This window comes from Acidovorax sp. GW823-FHT01C06 (assembly GCF_058798375.1).
This window is the reverse complement of sequence record NZ_JBXAKN010000001.1, coordinates 392,458-410,662: the sequence shown is the minus strand read 5'-3', so window position 1 is coordinate 410,662 and position 18,205 is coordinate 392,458. Positions and strand designations below refer to the sequence as shown.

Sequence of the window (18,205 nt, the reverse complement as noted above, 5' to 3'; positions counted from 1 at the left end):
GACCGGAAGTTACCGGATGGGCACGGTTTTGTATGTCCCCCGTTTGGGCGACATGACAAGGGCCCCGGGGGATGGCAGCATGGACGGAGCACCCGCCGAATGGGCGCGCATTGACGACCTGGAACCCATGCAGAAACCCACCGACCCCGCATGCAGCCCGAAGAACCGACCATGATCCGCCGCTTGCCACCGTACCGGCTGGCGCAGCCGGCCTGCCGGGCACAGCAGCCCCGCCAGGCCCGGCGCTTTTGACCTGGGCCTGTGGCAGCATCGGCGCATGGTTTCCCTTCCTCGCACAACTCCCTGGGCGCCGGATGCGGCGCCTGCGCCCCCTGCCATCCGCGTGGCGGTGGTGGAGGACGACTTCGTCTGCCGCAACGCGCTGGCGCATGCCTTGCAAGGCGCGGCCGACATGCATCTGCAGTGGGTGGCGGCCAGCCGCGCCGAAGCGCTGGCGGCGCTGCAGGCGGACGATGCGCCGCTGGACGTGCTGCTGCTGGACCTGGGGCTGCCCGATGGCAGCGGGCTCGACGTGCTGGCCGTGCTGCGCGCGCGCTGGCCCGGGGCGGCGGCCATGGTGAGCACGATCTTTGGCGATGAGGCGCATGTTCTGGGCGCCATCGAGGCCGGTGCGATGGGCTACCTGCTCAAGGACCTGCCACCCAGCGCCGTCGTGGACGAAGTGCGCAGCCTGCATGCGGGGGGCAGCCCCATCAATCCGATGGTGGCGCGCAAGCTGCTGCTGCGCCGCGCGCAGTCTCCCGTGACAGCCAAGCCCTCAGCGGGCCTGGAGCCGGGGTTGGCGGCGGCGGAGATCACGGAGGTGGCACCTTCGGCGCGCGAGGCCGAGTTGCTGCGCATGGTGGCACGCGGCTACACACTGGACGAGGTGGCGCGGGCGATGGGCGTGTCGCGCCACACGGTGCGTACCTTCGTGCGGCGCGTGTACGCCAAGCTGCAGGTGACGACCCAGGCCGAAGCGGTGAGCGCCGCGGCGCGCAAAGGGTGGATCGATGTGGCTTGATCTCGCGCGCCTGGCGCTGCGGCTCTTGCTGGCCGGTGCCGCCGCCGGGGGCGCGGCGCTGGCAGGCGTGCTGCCCGCGCACCTGGTGCAGGCGCAGGCGTGGAACCCCGCCAGCGGGGGCTGGGCGCCGCCGCCCTCGCTGCACGAATCACCCGATGCAGTGCTTTCGAGCACCATACCGTGGAGCACGGTGGACCTGCCACATGCCCGCGCACGCAGCACGGTCTCGACAGCCGCGCAGGCCGATGCGCCACCCGAGGTGTGGTGGTACCGCCTGCGGGTGCCGGGCGAGGCGCTCGCCGCCACGCCCCAGGGCACGCGCCTGTACATCCCGCGCTGGCAGACAGTGGGCACGGTGGCGGTGTATGCCGATGGGCACCTCGTCTGGCAGTCGCACGGCAGCCGGGTCTGGAACAGCTTCAACCGCCCGGTGTGGGTGGACCTGGCGGGCCATGCTGCGCCCGGCGTTCCCCTGGAGGTGCATGTGCGCATGGCCAACCTGCCCGGCGTGGGCGGCGCGCTGTCCAGCGTGTGGGCCGGGCCGGCCGAGGCGCTCTGGCCGGGGTGGCGGCTGCGCAGCCTGCTGCAGACCGACCTGGTGGCCTACCTGCGCGGTGCCTACCTGGTGCTGGGTGTGTTCGCGCTGGCGGTGTGGCTGGTGCGGCGCGGCCGGGGCGAGGCGGGCTACCTGCTGTTCTTCCTGCTGTCGGTCGGGCATTTGCTGGCCACGCTGTTCTACCTGGTCGATGCCGAGGGCTTCGGCGTGCCCGATGAATGGTTCTCCTGGCTCACGCTCGTGGGCTCGCTGGGGTCGTCGGCCTGCTCCTTCTTTCTGTTGTGCCGGATGCAGGGCCGGGGCTATCCGCGGCTGGCGCGCGCCGTGGTCGCCTATTGCGGCTTGGTGGCGCTGGCGGCCCTGCCACTGTGGGACCTGCGGCACGAGGCGATGCTGCCGCTGTTGCGCCTGGCGCTGTTTCCTCCGGCCCTGGTGGTGCTGTGCGTGGCGGCGCTGGGCGCTTGGCGCGAACGCTCCTGGTCCAGCGTGCTGCTGGCCGGGTCCGTGGCGCTCTCGTTCCCCCTGGCCGTCCACGACCTGGCGATGCAGCGCTACCGCATCAGCATCGAGCACATCTACCTCACGCCCTACGTGTACATGGGCGTGTTCACCATGTTCCTGCTGGTCGGTTTCACGCGCTACCACCGCGCGCTGGAAGTCGCCGAGCAAGCCAATGCCGTGCAGGCCGAGCGCCTGTCCGCGCAGGAATTGCAGCTGCGCGAAACACACGAGCTGCTGCGCGCCGCCGAGCGCGAGCAGACGCTGCTGCACGAGCGCCAGCGCCTGATGCGGGAGATGCACGACGGCGTGGGTTCCTCGCTGATGAGCGCACTGCGGCTGGTAGAGACTGCGCCGGCGGCACCCGTGGACGTGGCGCAGGTGCTGCGGGAGTGCATCGACGACCTGAAGATCTCCATCGACTCACTGGAGCCCGTGAATGCGGATCTGCTGGCACTGCTGGCCGGCCTGCGCTATCGGCTCGGGTTGCGGCTGGAGGGCGCGGGACTGGTCATGCACTGGCAGGTGGACGACCTGCCGCCGCTGCCCTGGCTGGACGCGCAAAACGCGCTGCACGTGCTGCGCATCCTGCAGGAGATCCTCACCAACATCCTCAAGCACAGTGGCGCGACGGAGATCGTGCTGAGCACGGCCGAGGCCGTCTGGCCCCCGCCAGAGGGCGGCGGCGATGGCACGCGCGGCGTGCAGGTGTGCATACGGGACAACGGCCGTCCATTCACCCCCCCGGCGTCCGAGGCGCTGGCGCCCGCCCGCCGGGGCCTGCCCAACGTGCACAGCCGCGCGCTGGTGCTGGGCGCGCATTGCACCTGGAGCACCAGTGGCGGCGCCCAGGCGCAAGGTTCCACGTTCACGCTGTGGCTGCCGCTGCACAAGCAGGGCTGACACCCCGCCCTCCGCGCGAGCCAGCCGCCACGGGATCGTTGGCACCGGTTCAGGGCCGATGGCGCCAGCACAAGGCATCCACCGCAGCGACAGCGGTGGCGATCCAGAGGGCATGAAGTACCGCCATCGAGCGAAGAAGACTGTGCGATGGGGACTTCCGTGCGCAGCGGGACCCTAGCCGCGCAGGAAGTCTCTTGCCACCAGGCCATGCCGGCGCAACTTGTCGTACAGCGTCTTTCGGGGGAGATGGAGCTGCTCGGCGGCCTGGGCCACGCGGCCCCGTGCCTGGCGAAGCGCTTCACGTATCAGCGCGGCCTCTGTTTCGTCCACGCGCGCGGTGAGCGACGTAGAAACCGGCGGCGGATCGGCTTGCGAAAGCCCGTCGGGCAGGCCCAGGCAAAGCCTCTCAGCAACGTTGCGCAGCTCGCGGATATTGCCGGGCCACCGGTGGGCCTTCCAGCGGCGCAGGTCGTCATCGCTCCATTCCGGTTGCGCCATGCCGTGGTGTTGGGCGAACTCGCGCAGGAAGTGGGCCATGAGCAGCGGGATGTCCGGCATGCGATCGCGCAATGGCGGGACGTCGATCGTCACCACATTGAGCCGGTAGAACAAATCCTCGCGGAATCGGCCTGCCGCCGTCATGGCCTTGAGGTCCCCCTTGACGGCGGCGAGCACGCGGCAATCGACGGGTATGGAGACATTGCTGCCCAGCCGTTCGATCTCGCGCTCCTGCAGCACCCGCAGCAGCTTCAGTTGAACGGAGAGCGGCATCGACTCGATTTCATCGAGGAACAATGTGCCTTTGTTGGCGAACTCGATGCGCCCCACGCGCCGCTTGGCGGCGCCGGTGAAGGCACCCACCTCGTGGCCGAAGATTTCACTCTCGATGACGCTCTCTGGCAGGGCGCTGCAGTTGAGCGCAACAAAGGGACCGCTGCGGCCGCTGGCGGCATGAATCGCCCTTGCCACGACCTCCTTGCCCGCGCCCGTCTCACCGGCGATCAGGACATCCACGTTGGTCGCCGCCAGTGCGCGAACCAGCTGGCGGACACGCTGCATGGCGGGTGTCTGGCCAATGAGCGGACGCCCCTCTTCGCAAGGCAAGCGCTCGCGCAGGCGCCGGTTTTCTTCCAGCAGCACGCGCCGCTCGACGGCCCGGCGCACGACGCCGACCAGCGTTTCCGAGGAAAACGGCTTCTCTATGAAGTCGTAGGCGCCTTCGCGCATTGCCTGCACCGCCATGGCGACGTGCCCGTGCCCGGTGATGAGAACCATCGCGACTTCACGATCATGCTGGCGCAATCTGTTGAGCAGCTCCAGGCCATCCATGCCGGGCAACTTGACGTCGCTCACGACGGCCCACGGCTGCACGTCCTCGAAAACATCCAGCGCGGCCTCCGCGCTGCCGACCGCCTTCACGGCGATGCCGGCAAGCACCATGGCTTGCTCGAGGCCGCGCCGCACGGCGGGCTCGTCATCCACGAGGAGAACTCGCGGCCTTTCGTCGGCAGGGATGGGTGGCACGGGCATCAATAGACCTCCAGCGTGATGGTGAAGAGCGCGCCCTGCCGGTCCAGGTTGCGCGCTTCGATGCGCCCGCCGAAGCTCTCGACGATGCTTTGCGAAAGGGCGAGCCCAAGACCCAGCCCCGCGCCCGCGGGCTTGGTGGTGTAGAACGGTTCGAACAGCCGTTGCATGGCCTCTGGCGCGATGCCGCCGCCCGTGTCGCTGACGGAGATGACGGCATGGCGCCCCTTTTGCCGGACCGCCACCCTCACCAGGCGCTCCGCCCGGGACTCGACCGCGTCGAGCGCGTTGCGCATCAAGTTCACGAGCACCTGTTCGAGCCGGGTGGCGTCGGCCCGCACCGGGCGGGTCGCCAGCGTTGAGCTGACCAGGATATCCGCCCGCACCTCGCACCGCCGAGACTCTACGAGCATGAGCGCATGATGGATCGCCATGTCCATGGCCACGGGTTCGAGGCTGGTGCTGTCGGCGCGGGCAAAGGCCTTGAGCAGCGCCATGATGCGCCCCATGCGGGCGGTGAGTTCGCTGATGAGGTGAAGGTTCTCGCGCACCTCTTCCAGGCGCGCGCCGTCAAGCAGCGTGATCGCGTTGTCCGACAGGGTCCGCAGCGCGGTGAGCGGCTGGCTGAGCTCGTGGCCCATGCCCGCAGACATCTGCCCGAGCACGGCGAGCTTGCCCGCGTGCACCGCACCGTCCCGCGTCTCATGAAGAATCGCCTCGGTACGGCGCAGTTCTTCGATCTTGCGTTCCAGCGAGGCATTGGCGTGGCTGATATCCGCCGTGCGCTCGATGATGCGCTGCTCAAGCCGGGCATTCGCTTCCACCAGCGCGCGCTTGGCTTTGCGCATCTCCTCACGACGATACCGGCCTTCCTGAAAGCCGATGGTGAGCGCCCCCAGGAAGGCGACGACGGAGGCGGCGGCCAGTGCGGCCAGGACGGCGGCGCGGCGCGAGGGTGCCTGGTCCACCAGAAGTGCGGCACGCCAACCCAGATCTTCGCTCGCATGGGTGGCCATGGTGTAGTGCGTGATGCCCCCTTCGCGCACGAGCGTTGCGTGGGACCGGGTGAAATCCAGCCCCGGCCCGGGCAGCGCGAGCAGCGGCAGGTCCCCATACTGCCGCGATTGCCGGATGCGGTCGCGCGCGGCCGGTGCGAGCGCGGCGACGGTGCGGTACCGCCACTCGGGAACGGAGCTGAGAATGACCACGCCCTCGCGGTCCGTGAGGATCACCACGTCGGTGCTCTGCCGCATGGCTTCCTCGAACTTTTCGAGCGAGAGCTTGACCGCGATCACACCGCGGGCGCCGCCCGGCGCCACCACGCCGGCCGCCAGGAAGTAGCCGGCTTCGCCGGTGGTGGATCCGATGCCGTAGAAGCGCCCGGTGCGGCCCGCCATCGCATCCTTGAAGTAAGGCCGATAGGCATAGTTCTCGCCAACGAAGGTCAGCACCTGGTTCCAGTTGCTCGAAGCCAGCGTCGTCCCGCCGGCATCCAGCAGGTAGACGGCAGAAATGCCGGAGGCCTTCGCCACTGTTTCAAGATACGCGTTGGCGGCGGCCTGGGCCGCCAGCGTGTTCGTGTCCAGCAGCGAGCCAAGCGTTGACTTGAGTCCGATGATGCCTGGCAGGGCTTCGTTGCGATGGACGAGCGCCTGCAGGCTGAGCACGACAAACTCGAGGCGTTTCGCGGCGCCCCGGGCCTGCTCTTCCCGATAGAAAGTGAAGGAGGCCACATAGGCGACCGCGCCGCACAGCGCGCATGCCGCCAGCACGGCAACGTGGCGCCACCGCCAGCGGAGCGTCGTGCCCGCCCGGGCGGGTATCGAGAGATCGCCCGAGGATGCATCGCGCGCCGGATCCGCCGCAGGCAAGACCCGCAGCGAAGAGGCATTGCGGGGTGTCGTCATGGGCGATCCGTGGGGTCAACCTGCCTGCACGGCGCAGGCCCATTCTTCCATCAGCGCCGTCCCCGGCGCGATGCAGGGGGCTCGGGCTCCAGCTCCCCGGGGGTGGTGTCGGTGGCATCCCTGAGCTGCCCTTCATGGTCGTGGTGAACCAGCAGCTGCCGCGTGCGCTGCCAGGACGACAGGCGGGCGGGCGGCACGTCAATGTAGGAGGCCAATGCGGACAGCGACGATGGCTCATGGGTGGATGGCGCCTCGCGTTCATGCTGGCGGCGGCGCCACGGTGCCACCACCAGCATCGATACAAGGATCGCGGCGATCACTGCCGCGTACAGGCCAAGCAGATGTAGCACTTCGGGCTGCGAGCGGGCATTGAGCACATAGGGCCAAGCGTACCAGACCGCACAGAACCAGATCGCGAGGGTGAGCGCAGGGCGCAGCACGCGCAGCCAGAGGTACATGGCGAGCGTGCGCCGCGGTGACCGCCCCGCGCCGAACGCCTGCAGCGAGACCCGGGCGGCATCGATGATCGGCTCCTCGCCCACTGGCTGCCCCCAGGAATGCCGCCGGCTCGGTGGGCGCACGTCGGCGTGCGGCGCGGGCGGCAGGGAATGGTCGTCAGGCTCATGAGACATCGGAGACTCCTCGGTCGGGGCTCGTCCACACAGCGCGCTTGCCGCGGCGGCGCATCAGAGCGTTGGGAAGCGCGACCACGGTGGTGGTCATCGTGATGGTCCAGAATGCGATCGGATACCAAATCGTTCCCGCGAAATAGCGCATGAGATCGCGGTCGTAGCGCCGGTCGATCCACAGGCTCAGCAGCATCTGCAGGATGCAGGTCATGGCCAGCAGCGTGCCTTGCCAGTGCGGAAGAAGCGTGGAGTGCCAGACCGACTCCTGCGGCAGCAGCGGACGCATCGCGCTGATCAGCAGCACGATCGCCATCGCGTAGGCCCACACCACGCTCGCCATGTATTCGCCATAGATGAGCCACAGGCGCCAGCTGCGCAGACGCAGGATGGAGGGCGTGATGCGCAGCATGGTCTGGATACCGCCCACCGCCCAGCGCAGGCGTTGTTTCCAGAGGCCGCGCAGGGTTTCCGGCATCAGAATCCAGCACAGCGCGCGCGGCTCGAACCGCAGCCGCCAGCCAAGGAGCTGCAACTTCCAGCTGATGTCGATGTCTTCGGTGAGCACATCGGGGCTCCAGAAGCCCACCTCGAGTACCGCGCGGCGGCGGAACATGGCGAGCACGCCGGACACCGTGAACAGCGTGCCGACAAGCTGCTGCGAGCGCTTGATGAGACCGATGATCGAGGAGAACTCACCCACCTGCATGCGCCCGAGCAGCGTGGTGCGCGTACGGATGCGCGGGTTGCCCGTGACGGCGCCAATGCGGTCCGAGACCAGCATGCGCCGCAGCATCCAGGCGATGGCGTTGGGGTCCACCAGCGCGTCCCCGTCGATGCCGAGAATGTACTCGCCGCGCGCGAGCTGGCTCGCGGTGTTGAGGCCGACGGCCTTGCCCTGGTTGCTGGCGTTGTGGATCACGCGCAGGCGGCTGAACTCCAGCGTCATCGCGTCGAGCAGCTCGCCAGTTCCATCGGTGCTGCCATCATTGACGGCGATCACTTCATAGTTCGGGTAGCGCGTGCGCATCAGCTGCTCGATCACTTCTCGCAGGTGAGGCGCCTCATTGAAACAAGGGACCACCACCGTGACGAACGGCCGCGAGGGCAATGCCAGCAAAGGGTCGGTCTCTACGTCGTCCTTGCGTTCGAACGCCCACGCGTGCGAAAGGCCGCCGGCCATCCACACCCATGCCATGAAGAACGGGTAGTAGAAAACGAAACCGAAGAGCAGCGAGGGCAGCGCCTGGACGAGCCACGGGCCGGAGGTCATCGGGATTCCCCGGCCTGCGCAGGCACCGCAGGCGCCGTCTGTGGAGGGACCGTCGCCGCGGCACCCGCCGGCGAGCGCAGCGCGCGCGGCAGCAGCTTGCGCACCGAGATCGCGCGGCGCACCGTGTCGAGCGAGGGATGGTTGCCAAGAAAGTCATCCGGGTAGTAGCCCAGGTGCCGCACGCCTGCGCGCTGCAGCTGCGCCCACTGGCGCGTGAGCTCGTCGTTGGGCACGGGCTTTCCGGTATGCCAGTCGCGGGCCTGCAATTCGAACACGGTGCCGTCCAGGCCACGGGGGGTGTCGGCTGCGCGGCGCGCCAGCCGGGCAAGCCAGCCCTGGGCATCGCTCTCGCGCTCCATGCGCGGCATGGCCATCAGCGCAACATAGTCGTAGGCCGCGAGCGATGCTTCGTAGTTTTGCGCGAACCATTGCTCCGCCTCGGGTTCGAGCACGGGCCGGGCGTACAGGTTGCGCGCGGTTTCGAGCGTTGGCCGCCAGGCGCCCACCCGGCCCAGGAGCTCCTGGGTGAACTCGATGAGGTGGCGGGTCTTGGCGGTGGTCCAGCGGGACCGCAGCGCCGGATCGGCCTGGATTGCGCCCACATCGGGCGGCAGGCCCCAGCGGGCGTAGGCGGACAGCGCGTCGGGAGAGGCGTCCTCGTCGTCGGCCAGCATTGCGTCGTCGTGGAACAGCAGGCCATCGAAGAAGGTGTAGCGGCCCAGGTCTTCATAGATGTCGCCGATCAGCGTGCGCACCGCCGGATGGAAGGGCGTGAGCCGGTGATAGCGGTCGGCCGGCGCCTTGCCGCCCCGCGCCATCACCGTATGGGCAGACAGTGGATGCGAAGCCGGCAGACGGTAGGCCATCACCGGCATCCAGGCATAGACCTTCACGCCGGCGCGGCTGCGCAGCTGCCAGGCAGCGCGGCCGAACAGGTCGGCGCGCACGGGCAGATGGCGGTTCGGGAAGTACATGGCATCGGCCACGCCGTCGCCATCGGGGTCGGCGTAGGCCTGCAGGAACACCGAGCGCGGCCGCACGGCGGCCACACGCTCGATCAGTGCCGAAAGGTTGCGCTCCTGCTGTCCCGGATCGGGGTCGTACACATAGTCAAGGTCCACGTGCATCACGCGGTTGACAGGCCGCGTCTCGCCGCCCGCAGGGCTGCGCAGGAGCTGGGCGTATTCGGGCGCCGCATTGTCGTAGACGGCCAGCGCGCGGCGGATGCGTGCGAGCGGCACGGCGGCCGTATTGGGACCATCGTCCAGCGTGAAGGTGATCGGCATGCCCGCGCGCTCGGAGGCCCGCAGCGCCATCGCGTTGTAGGCGCCATAAGGCCAGACGGTGGCGCGGACCCTGGCGCCGGTGCGCGCCTCGATGATCTCCCGGCTGCGGCGCAGGTCGGTCTCGATGCGGTGCCGGTAGGCGGCATCTTCTTCGTAGCGGCCGGTCCCGGGATCGTAGCGATGCGTGGCGGCGGCCGCCAGCATGTTCCCCTGCGGGTTGGCCTGGATTCCCATGTGCATGGCATCGCTGTGGCTGGCGAACTCGGCCAGGCCCGAGCGCGCCATTTCGGCGGCCTCGCGCCAGAGCAGGAAGTTCTCGCGTGGCGCCGGCTTGTCGCCCCAGTGCACCGGCTGGCCTTCGGGCACCTCGAGCCAGCTCGTCACCAGCGCGAACAGCGCCGGGTACCCGTAGCGCTTGAGCAGCGGAAACACCTTGGTGTAGGCGCTGCGGTAGCCGTCGTCGAAGGTCAACAGCACGGGCCGGACGGGCAGGGGCCGGCCGCCCGCACGCGCGTCGATGATCTGCTGCAGGCTCACCGGGTGGTAGCCGCTGTACTGCAGCCAGGCGAACACCTCCACGAGCGTGCGGTCGTCAATGGCGGTGGCATCGGGCGAGCTCTCGAAACTGGCGCGCACGCCGGTGCGCACGTCATGGAATGAGATCACGCGAAAGCTCACGCCATCGTCGGGGTCAGCCGGCGGCAGCGGTTGGGCGGGCGCAAGCCGGGACAGCGCGCACAGCGCAAGCCCGATCAGCAGCCATGCCATGGCGGCCCGCAGGAAGGGGAAGGTGTTCTTTGCGGACATCACTGCAGGGGCATCGAGAAGTTCAGAAAGACGCTGCGCTGTCGTTCGCGCACGCCGTCGTAGGGATGGCTGGCGATGCCCAGGCCGTAGCGCAGCGTGAGCCGCTGGCCCAGGCTCCAGCTGTGTTCATAGCGCAGGCTCCACAGCGGTCCGCTGCCGAAGCCGCGCTGGTGATAGTTGCCGCCACCGACCTCGATGGCCTGGAAGAACTGCCGGTCGTCGCTCTTCCACGTGAGCCATTGGGCCCGCGCCGCAAGCCGCACGCTGGCATCGCGCGGCGGGTTGAAGTACGGCGTGTCCAGCACGCGGCCACGGCCCGTGCCGGCCTCGAGCCGGGTCTCGGCCTGGACGCGCGGCGTGCTGACCCAGCGCTCGGTCCAGCCCAGGCCCAGGCCGCTGCGCACATTGCCGTCGCTGAAATCCAGGCGCTGCCACTGCAGGTTGAAGCGGCGCGCCTCGTTCACCACATGGCCCACGCCGCCCGCCATCTCGCGCGCGCCTGTGCCAGCTACCCGCGCCTTCCAGGGCAGTTCCTTGCTGTCGCCATCGTAGGCAGCCCACAGCCGCCAGGCATCGCTGGCGCGGTAATCGACGCGACCGGCCACCCCGTTGCGGTAAGGGCCGGCAGCGGCATGCTGCAGAGCACCTTCGGCCACCCAGGGACCGCGCTGCCAGCGCAGGCCGAGGCCACCACGGACCCTTTTGGCGTTGCCGGCCTCGGTGCTGCCCTGGGCGAGCGACTGGTCGTAGAACACGCGCCACTGGTCTGCGATGAGTCCCGAACTCAGCCGACTGTCGATGCGCCACTCGCTGCTGGCGATCACGGCGCCACCACGCGACGCCGCGGCGTCGACCTCAAGCCGCGCACCGGTGAGGGTATCGCGCTTGCGTTCCATGTCGCGCACCTGCAGGCTGTCGGGAACATCGGCCACCAGCGATGCGGCGCGCTGGCGGGCTTCGCCGAACCAGCCCGCACCGAGCAGCGCCTCGACATGGCCGACGCGCATGCCGATGTCGTCGGGATGGTCCGCCATCTGCGCCTCAAGGCGCGCGAGCCCGGCCTCGGGGCGTTCGCGCAAGCGCTCGGTGAGGCTGGCGCCAAGGGCATAGCCCGCGTTGAGCGGCGCGTCCAGCGTCAGCGCCGTGAAGCTCTGCTGAGCAAGCGCGAGCCGGTCGGTGTAAAGCTGCATCAGCGCACGCATGCCAATCACCTCGGTGTATTGGCTGTTGGGCCGGCCAGGTTCGGGTGCCAGGCGCGTGAGCGCCGGCGTGCTCTCCTCGAGCCGCTTGAGCAGCGCTTCAGCCTGTTCGAAGCGGCCGGTGTCCAGGTAGGCATAGACCAGACCGAAGTGGATTTCGCCCGGCATCGGCACGTCCGCCCCACCCTTCGCGATGGCGGCTTCATACAGGGGCACGGCCTCGGCCGAACGGCGCTCCTGCGCGAAAGCGCGGGCCGCCGCGGCGAGTCCGTGGAACGACAGGTCGATGCCCGCCAAGCTCAGGGTTTCGTAGAGCGCGACGGCGTCCCCGGGACGGCCACGCTCCACCAGCGCGAGCAGCCGATCGGACTCAAGATTCCTGCGCAGCACGCGCCAGGCCTCGGCGTCCGCGCCGCGGGCCTGCTGCGCCGCGGCTTCGAGCCGGACCAGGGCGGCCTCCTGGTCGGCCAGCACCTTGTCGAGTGCGACCACGCGCGCCACGCCCCGGCGTTGGTCGCGCTCCTGGAGGGCCCAGCGCAGCCGCTGGGCCAGTGCCTTCTGTTGCAGCATGGACAGCGCCAGCGCGGAAAAGGCGCCGGGGTTTTTCCCTGCGGCTGCTTCGGCGTCGTCGAAGGCGGTAGGCGCCGCGCCGTTGTCGGCGAGCAGAAAGTCGGCCTCGCGGCGAATGTCCAGGCGCTCGGGGCGCAGCGCACCGGCCTCGGCGTAGGCGGCCATCGCGATCAGTGGCTGGTCTTCGGCGCGGGCCACGGCAGCGCGCAACTCCAGCAGCGCGACACGGACTTCGATGTGCTCTACCGCTTTCCGCATGAGCGCCTCGCTGATTGTTTTCGCGCCCACGACATCTCCGCTGTCGAGGCGCCAGAAAGCTTCGTGGATGCGGGGTCCGAGCGCCTGCGGCTGCCGCGCGCGCCAGATGCTGATGGTGTCGCCTTGCAGCGCGGTGTCCTGCACGCGCCGCGCGGCCACGGCGAGCGCCTCCAGCGCGTAGTCGCTCAACCCCGCCGCGGTTTGCTGGCGTCCCAATGTCACGGCTTCGGCGAACTGGCGGCCGGCGGTCGCCATCACGACGGCGTCGGAGACCAGACGCTGGCGCACGCTGTCGCTCAATGGCACGTCGAGCCAGTCCTTCAACTGCTGCAGCGCTTGGGCCGGGGGGACATGCCCCCCGCGGTGCGCCAGGATCAAGGCATCATGCCGCTGCGGGTCATAGGCCATGGAACTGCGGTCCGTGGCGGCTGGGGTGGAGTCCGCCGGGTTCGCGAATGCCACCGAGGCACCCAGCATCAATGCGCAGGCGATGGGAGGGAAAGCCGTTGACCACCCTCGATGCCGCAGCGGAACTGCCCCGACAGCCCCGGATGGCCGTTCCGCGGCAAACGATCCGCCGTCTTGTTGGAGGACTGGCACTCGGCAATCCGGCTATCGATGGAATTTGGCAGCAGTGCGCGGCGCCCATGCACGCCGCAGGCGCTCGTCGTCATCGCCGATGACCGCCTGGCAAGACGGGTGGAGGCAGGGTGGAGGGGCGTGCGGCTTGGGGTGTGACAGCATGGAGATGGGGGTTCCTGAACCTGTGTTGGACGAAGCCGCCTTGTTCATGGCGGCTTGAAATCACGCAAGAAGATGGTTCACACGGCATCCATTTCTGCAATCGATGAACCGATCAACGAATGTCCATCTAGCAACGCATGTGCCACACGGCGCCATCCTTGGAAGTCATTGATTTCAAAGAGATTTCCATTTCCATGGCGGCACCTTTCCCGCATTCCTGGATGAAAATCCATCCCAGAAAACCGGAGAGGCTGGAAATCCGCACATGCCGCGCGGTGATGCCCTGCGCCCGCGTTCACCCCGGACGCGGCATGTGCCTGAAGGAAAGACAACCCCGGGCTTGTCCGGCCCGTGCCGGCGGCCAATGAGCCGACAGACCGCCCCCATACGCTGGGCGCCTTGCGGCTGGGGGGTGTCGCTGCGGGTGGATGGCCGCGCTGCGCATCCACAGAATGGCCATGGGGCTTCGGCAGCAACCTCGACGGATCCGAAACCTTTCCAGCCACGGACTGGGCGGCCGCCTTCAACGATCCAGCGTGCGCAACACCTGCGCGAGCTTCTTCACAGCGGTCTCCAGTTCCTTCGGCGCATACGCGGCAAACCCCATGAGGAATCCGGCCCGGCTCGTGCCCGCTGCATGCAATGGCGTCAGTCCCAGCAGATCGATATCGGCACGCTGCGCTGCGCCCATGGCTTCCAGCTCGGGAATGTCGCGAATGAACCGGCAGGGCATTTGCATGCCGCCGTCCGGCACTTCAGGCTCGACGAAGTCCGCCAGGTGCCTGCGCACGAGCAGTTCCAGGGCATCGCGCCGCTCACAATAGACGGCACGCATGGTCCGCACGTGGGCCCCGAAATGGCCACCCTCCATGAAGCGCGCCAGGGTCAGTTGCGGAATCGGCGCACTGTGCCCATCCAGCAGGGTGCGTGCGGCGGTCATCGGAGCCACGAGTTCGGGCGGCAGCACCATGAAGGCAATGCGCAAGCCCGGAAACATCGACTTGGTGAATGTGCCGATGTAGATCGTTCGCCGGTTCGGGTCCAGACCCTGCACGCAGGCCGTGGGCTTGCCCGCGTAATGGAACTCGCTGTCGTAGTCATCCTCGATGATCCAGGCCTGGTGCTGCCGGGCCCACTCGATGATGTCCAGCCGCCGGTCCAGCGCCAGGGTGGCTCCGGTCGGAAATTGATGCGAAGGCGTGAGAAACACCGCCTTGCCCGGTTGCCGCGCCTTGCGCAGAGGCTCCACCCGCATTCCCTCCCCATCCAGCGGCACGGGCACACATTCCAGCCCCGCGGCGTCGAACGCCTTGCGCGCGCCGTGGTACACGGGGTCTTCAACGAAGATGCGGTCGCCAGCGTCCAGCAGCACGGTAGCGCACAGGGTCAGGGCCTGCTGGGAGCTGGTGAGCACCAGCACACGCTCGGCCGTGGCATGCGCGCCGCGTTCGAGATTGACGTAGTTCGCAATCGCACGCCGTAGCGGCTCCATCCCTTGCGGTGGGCTGTGCAGCAGTGCCGTGGTGCCCCAGTCCTTCAGCACCTGCCGCTCCAGCCGCTCCCAGGTGGCCAGCGGGAAGCCGCGCGTTTCCGGCACGCCGGGAGCGAACGGGCGGGGAGCCAGGAAGTCCCGCACCCCACCGCCGCGGAACATGGCCGATCCGCGCTGGCTCAGCCGCAGAGGTTCCCGCAGTGCTGCAGGGCGCCGCCCCGTGCCCCGCCCCCGCAAACGCTGAGCCCTCTCCGAAACGAAGCTGCCGCTGCCCACGCGCCGTTCGATAAACCCCTCGGCATGCAGCTGGCTGTATGCCGCCTCCACCGTGTCGCGGGACAGGCCCAGCGACTTTGCCAGTGCGCGCGACGCAGGCAGTGGCGCCCCCACCTCCAGCGCACCGTCGAGGATGAGTTGCCGGATGGCGCGCTGAATGCGCGCGTGCAGGGGCAAAGCGCCATGCGCTGGATCGAGCACCCAGGCTTTCACGGATTCGAGTTGCGCATGCTTGAACAATTGGCCGGTATCTCATCGAAAAATTGGCTGGGCACAGTATGCCATTTCAAGCCTATAAATCCGCACCATGGCCCGCTCCATGGGGCCACTTTCAGGAGCCCCGATCCCACATGCCGTCCCCACCGCCCGCCTCCTCTTCCCGCTGGTCCGATCTCGCCCATCCCATTGTCGCGGGCCTCATTTCCGTCATCGTCAACTACGGCGGTACCTTCATTCTCGTGTTCCAGGCGGCCAGGGTGGCAGGCCTGAGCCCGGAGCTGACGGCATCGTGGGTGTGGTCGATTTCGATTGGCGTGGGCGTCACGGGGCTCATGCTCAGCTGGCGGACGCGCGAGCCGATCATTACCGCCTGGTCCACGCCGGCAGCGGCGTTCCTGGTGACTGCACTGGCCACCACGCCCTATGCCGAAGCGGTGGGCGCGTACCTGATCTCCGCCGCGGCCTTTGTGGCGCTGGGGCTGTCAGGCTGGTTCGAGCGCTTGATCCGGCTGATTCCTCCTGGCGTGGCCGCAGGCTTGCTCTCGGGCATCCTGCTGCAATTCGGCATCCAGGCTTTCGGCGGCATGGGCATCGATCCGGTGCTGGCTGGCTTGCTGATCATGACGTATGTGGTGCTCAAGCGCTTCAGCGCACGCTATGCCGTCGTGGGCATCCTGGTGCTGGGCCTGCTCTTTCTGCTCATGCAGGACCGGGTGGACCTGTCGGGACTGAGCTTGAAGCTCGCCGCCCCGGTCTTCACCATGCCGGCGTTCTCGCTCAATGCGCTGCTGAGCGTCGCCTTGCCGCTGTTCCTCATCACGCTGACCGGCCAGTACATGCCCGGCATGCTGGTGCTGCGCAATGACGGGTTCAGGACCAGCGCCAATCCCATCGTGGCGCTGACCGGGCTCGGCTCGCTTCTGATGGCGCCGTTCGGTTCGCATGCCTTCAACATCGCCGCCATCACCGCAGCCATCGCCACGGGCCGCGAGGCGCACGAAGATCCGTCCAAGCGCTGGATCGCGGGCATCGCCGCAGGCGTGTGCTACATCCTCGTGGGCGTGTTCGGCGTGACGCTGGCGGCTGTCTTCATGGCATTCCCGGCAACCTTCATCACCACGCTGGCGGGGCTGGCGCTGCTGGGCACCATCGGCGGCAGTTTGGCCACCGCACTGGCCGATGCCAAGACCCGTGAAGCGTCGCTGATCACCTTCCTGGCCGCGGCGGCCAATATCACGCTGCTGGGCATCGGTGGTGCGTTCTGGGGCCTGGTGGTGGGCCTGGCGGCGCACGCCGTGCTCAATGGCACACTGCCGCGCCGCGGGCGCCCCGCCACCGCGGCAGCGGCCGCAGAGCCCGCGATCGTCAAGAGGGAAAGGAACCAGGCCAATGCTTGAGCCACCGGACACCCAGACCCGCCACGGCCGGCATGGCCGCTATCCGCAGGCAGCTTCCGTCGATGACTTCCGGCGCAACTTGGCGGCGGTGCGCGCCCGCATGGATGCCGCCTGCCGCCGCGCGGGGCGCGACCCGGCCGGGGTGCGCCTGCTGCCGGTGAGCAAGACCAAGCCCGAGTCCAGCCTGCGCCTGGCCTACGCGGCGGGTTGCCGCCTGCTGGGTGAAAACAAGGTGCAGGAAGCCTTCGGCAAATGGGAAGCCATGCAGGACCTGGCCGATCTGCGCTGGTCGGTCATCGGCCATCTGCAGACGAACAAGACCAGGCTGGTGGCACGCTTCGCCAGCGAGTTCCAGGCACTGGACAGTCTGCGCGTGGCCGAGGCGCTGGAGCGCCGCCTGCAGGCCGAGGGCCGCGCGCTGGATGTGCTCGTGCAGGTCAACACCTCGGGCGAGGCCAGCAAGTACGGCCTGTCGCCCGAGGACGTTCCGGCGTTCCTGCGCGCGCTGCCCGCTTTCCCCGCGCTGCGCGTGCGCGGGCTGATGACGCTCGCGCTGTTTTCGCCAGAGGCGGAGCGGGTGCGGCAGTGCTTCATTCTGCTGCGCACTCTGCGCGACCGCTTGCGCCAGAGTGCGCCCGCCCACATCGCCCTGGAGGAACTGTCCATGGGCATGTCCGGCGATTTCGAGATCGCCATCGAGGAAGGCGCCACGGTGGTGCGTGTCGGCCAGGCCATCTTTGGCGCCCGCCCCCTGCCCGACAGCCACTACTGGCCCGACGAGCCCAGCACCCAGGAGCCACGTCCATGAAAACCGCCATCGCCCTGCGCCATCTGCATTTTGAAGACCTGGGCACGCTCGAGCCGCTGCTGGCGGCGCGTGGCTATGCCGTGCGCTATCTGGACGCCATCACGGATGATCTGCACGCCGTGGACACGACCGCGGCGGATCTGCTGGTGGTGCTGGGCGGCCCCATCGGCGCTTTCGATGACCACATCTACCCCTTCATCCACGACGAGCTGGCGGTGATGCGTCAGCGGCTGCAAAGCCGGCGACCGCTGCTGGGCATCTGCCTGGGCGCGCAGCTGATTGCCCGCGCGCTGGGTGCGGGTGTTGCCAGCATGGGCATCAAGGAAATCGGCTTTGCGCCCCTGGTGCTGACCCCGGAAGGCGAGGCATCGCCGCTGGCGGCGCTGGCCCACATGCCCGTGCTGCACTGGCATGGCGACCGCTTCGACATTCCCGAGGGGGCAACGCGACTGGCGGGTACACCCACCTGCGCCAACCAGGCCTTCCGCATGGGACGCCACGTGCTGGCGCTGCAATGTCATCTGGAAGCCGACCCCCGCCAGATCGAGCGATGGCTGGTCGGCCATGCCTGCGAACTCGCGCAGGCGGGCATCGATCCGCGCGCATTGCGCGCCGAAGCGCAAGCCTTGCAACCCGGTTTGCCGCTGGCGGCACGGGCGGCTTTCACCGCCTGGCTGGACGGGATCGAGGCAGGCCTTCAGGAGGAGACTCCGTGAGAAAAACCCGGCATTCCACGGCATCTCGACCGCCATGAACCGGCCCGGCCTGGACCGACCCCGGGCCAGAAATGGATAGCCCCATTTCTGGCCCGGGACGCACGCCGCCGTCGCATGCG

The 18,205-nt window shown here is 68.6% G+C and carries 13 protein-coding genes; 6 read left to right on the top strand and 7 right to left on the bottom strand.

Going from position 1 to position 18,205, the window contains the following annotated elements; genetic code table 11:
* Positions 1-277: 277 nt before the first annotated feature.
* Together AC1RCS_RS01910 and AC1RCS_RS01905 are read left to right on the top strand one after the other, a co-directional pair.
* Positions 278-1,024: a helix-turn-helix transcriptional regulator gene (locus tag AC1RCS_RS01910; protein ID WP_218297342.1), complete on the top strand. Its 747-nt coding sequence runs from the start codon at positions 278-280 to the stop codon at positions 1,022-1,024.
* Positions 1,014-2,981 (top strand): sensor histidine kinase, encoded by a 1,968-nt coding sequence (locus tag AC1RCS_RS01905; RefSeq protein WP_492245718.1) that lies wholly within the window; start codon positions 1,014-1,016, stop codon positions 2,979-2,981. Before AC1RCS_RS01910 ends, AC1RCS_RS01905 begins: the two co-directional genes overlap by 11 nt.
* 174 nt (positions 2,982-3,155) lie before the next feature.
* Here AC1RCS_RS01905 and AC1RCS_RS01900 read toward each other — a convergent pair whose 3' ends face one another.
* From AC1RCS_RS01900 to pgaA, 6 genes are read right to left on the bottom strand one after another with little or no spacing between them, the layout of a single operon-like run.
* Positions 3,156-4,511, bottom strand: a complete 1,356-nt coding sequence (locus AC1RCS_RS01900; RefSeq protein WP_218297344.1) for a sigma-54-dependent transcriptional regulator — start codon at positions 4,509-4,511, stop codon at positions 3,156-3,158.
* The gene (locus AC1RCS_RS01895; RefSeq protein WP_492245719.1) at positions 4,511-6,415 is read right to left on the bottom strand and encodes a sensor histidine kinase; all 1,905 of its coding nucleotides are present in this window, start codon (positions 6,413-6,415) and stop codon (positions 4,511-4,513) included. Before AC1RCS_RS01895 ends, AC1RCS_RS01900 begins: the two co-directional genes overlap by 1 nt.
* A 50-nt stretch (positions 6,416-6,465) precedes the next feature.
* A complete protein-coding gene (gene pgaD / locus AC1RCS_RS01890; protein ID WP_218297346.1) occupies positions 6,466-7,047 on the bottom strand; it encodes a poly-beta-1,6-N-acetyl-D-glucosamine biosynthesis protein PgaD in 582 nt (193 codons plus the stop codon).
* On the bottom strand, positions 7,037-8,314 hold the full coding sequence (gene pgaC / locus AC1RCS_RS01885; RefSeq protein WP_218297347.1) for a poly-beta-1,6-N-acetyl-D-glucosamine synthase: 1,278 nt from the start codon (positions 8,312-8,314) through the stop codon (positions 7,037-7,039). Before pgaC ends, pgaD begins: the two co-directional genes overlap by 11 nt.
* A complete protein-coding gene (gene pgaB, locus AC1RCS_RS01880) occupies positions 8,311-10,407 on the bottom strand; it encodes a poly-beta-1,6-N-acetyl-D-glucosamine N-deacetylase PgaB (RefSeq protein ID WP_492245720.1) in 2,097 nt (698 codons plus the stop codon). The genes pgaC and pgaB overlap by 4 nt, the downstream gene beginning before the upstream one ends.
* Complete coding sequence (gene pgaA, locus AC1RCS_RS01875) at positions 10,407-12,896, bottom strand: poly-beta-1,6 N-acetyl-D-glucosamine export porin PgaA (RefSeq protein WP_492245721.1); 2,490 nt, start codon at positions 12,894-12,896, stop codon at positions 10,407-10,409. The genes pgaB and pgaA overlap by 1 nt, the downstream gene beginning before the upstream one ends.
* Positions 12,897-13,336: 440 nt before the next feature.
* On the opposite strand from pgaA, the gene AC1RCS_RS01870 reads away from it, so the two are divergent.
* Positions 13,337-13,546, top strand: a complete 210-nt coding sequence (locus AC1RCS_RS01870; protein ID WP_492245722.1) for a hypothetical protein — start codon at positions 13,337-13,339, stop codon at positions 13,544-13,546.
* A gap of 155 nt (positions 13,547-13,701) precedes the next feature.
* On the opposite strand, the gene pdxR is transcribed toward AC1RCS_RS01870, so the two are convergent.
* Complete coding sequence (gene pdxR, locus AC1RCS_RS01865; RefSeq protein WP_492245723.1) at positions 13,702-15,186, bottom strand: MocR-like pyridoxine biosynthesis transcription factor PdxR; 1,485 nt, start codon at positions 15,184-15,186, stop codon at positions 13,702-13,704.
* A gap of 110 nt (positions 15,187-15,296) precedes the next feature.
* On the opposite strand from pdxR, the gene AC1RCS_RS01860 reads away from it, so the two are divergent.
* Genes AC1RCS_RS01860 through AC1RCS_RS01850 form a run of 3 tightly spaced genes read left to right on the top strand, consistent with a single transcriptional unit; the run spans position 15,297 to position 18,086 of the window.
* Complete coding sequence (locus AC1RCS_RS01860) at positions 15,297-16,562, top strand: benzoate/H(+) symporter BenE family transporter (protein ID WP_492245724.1); 1,266 nt, start codon at positions 15,297-15,299, stop codon at positions 16,560-16,562.
* Positions 16,555-17,370, top strand: a complete 816-nt coding sequence (locus AC1RCS_RS01855) for a YggS family pyridoxal phosphate-dependent enzyme (RefSeq protein WP_492245725.1) — start codon at positions 16,555-16,557, stop codon at positions 17,368-17,370. The genes AC1RCS_RS01860 and AC1RCS_RS01855 overlap by 8 nt, the downstream gene beginning before the upstream one ends.
* A complete protein-coding gene (locus AC1RCS_RS01850) occupies positions 17,367-18,086 on the top strand; it encodes a glutamine amidotransferase (protein WP_492245726.1) in 720 nt (239 codons plus the stop codon). The genes AC1RCS_RS01855 and AC1RCS_RS01850 overlap by 4 nt, the downstream gene beginning before the upstream one ends.
* The last annotated feature ends 119 nt before the right edge of the window (positions 18,087-18,205 follow it).

Bases quoted from the DNA above. Each gene is read 5' to 3' on its own strand.
- AC1RCS_RS01860 (WP_492245724.1), top strand. From the start codon at position 15,297: ATGCCGTCCCCACCGCCCGCCTCCTCTTCCCGCTGGTCCGATCTCGCC.
- AC1RCS_RS01895 (WP_492245719.1), bottom strand. From the start codon at position 6,415: ATGACGACACCCCGCAATGCCTCTTCGCTGCGGGTCTTGCCTGCGGCG.
- AC1RCS_RS01905 (WP_492245718.1), top strand. From the start codon at position 1,014: ATGTGGCTTGATCTCGCGCGCCTGGCGCTGCGGCTCTTGCTGGCCGGT.
- AC1RCS_RS01850 (WP_492245726.1), top strand. From the start codon at position 17,367: ATGAAAACCGCCATCGCCCTGCGCCATCTGCATTTTGAAGACCTGGGC.
- AC1RCS_RS01910 (WP_218297342.1), top strand. From the start codon at position 278: ATGGTTTCCCTTCCTCGCACAACTCCCTGGGCGCCGGATGCGGCGCCT.
- AC1RCS_RS01900 (WP_218297344.1), bottom strand. From the start codon at position 4,511: ATGCCCGTGCCACCCATCCCTGCCGACGAAAGGCCGCGAGTTCTCCTC.
- pgaC (WP_218297347.1), bottom strand. From the start codon at position 8,314: ATGACCTCCGGCCCGTGGCTCGTCCAGGCGCTGCCCTCGCTGCTCTTC.
- AC1RCS_RS01855 (WP_492245725.1), top strand. From the start codon at position 16,555: ATGCTTGAGCCACCGGACACCCAGACCCGCCACGGCCGGCATGGCCGC.
- pgaB (WP_492245720.1), bottom strand. From the start codon at position 10,407: ATGTCCGCAAAGAACACCTTCCCCTTCCTGCGGGCCGCCATGGCATGG.
- pgaD (WP_218297346.1), bottom strand. From the start codon at position 7,047: ATGTCTCATGAGCCTGACGACCATTCCCTGCCGCCCGCGCCGCACGCC.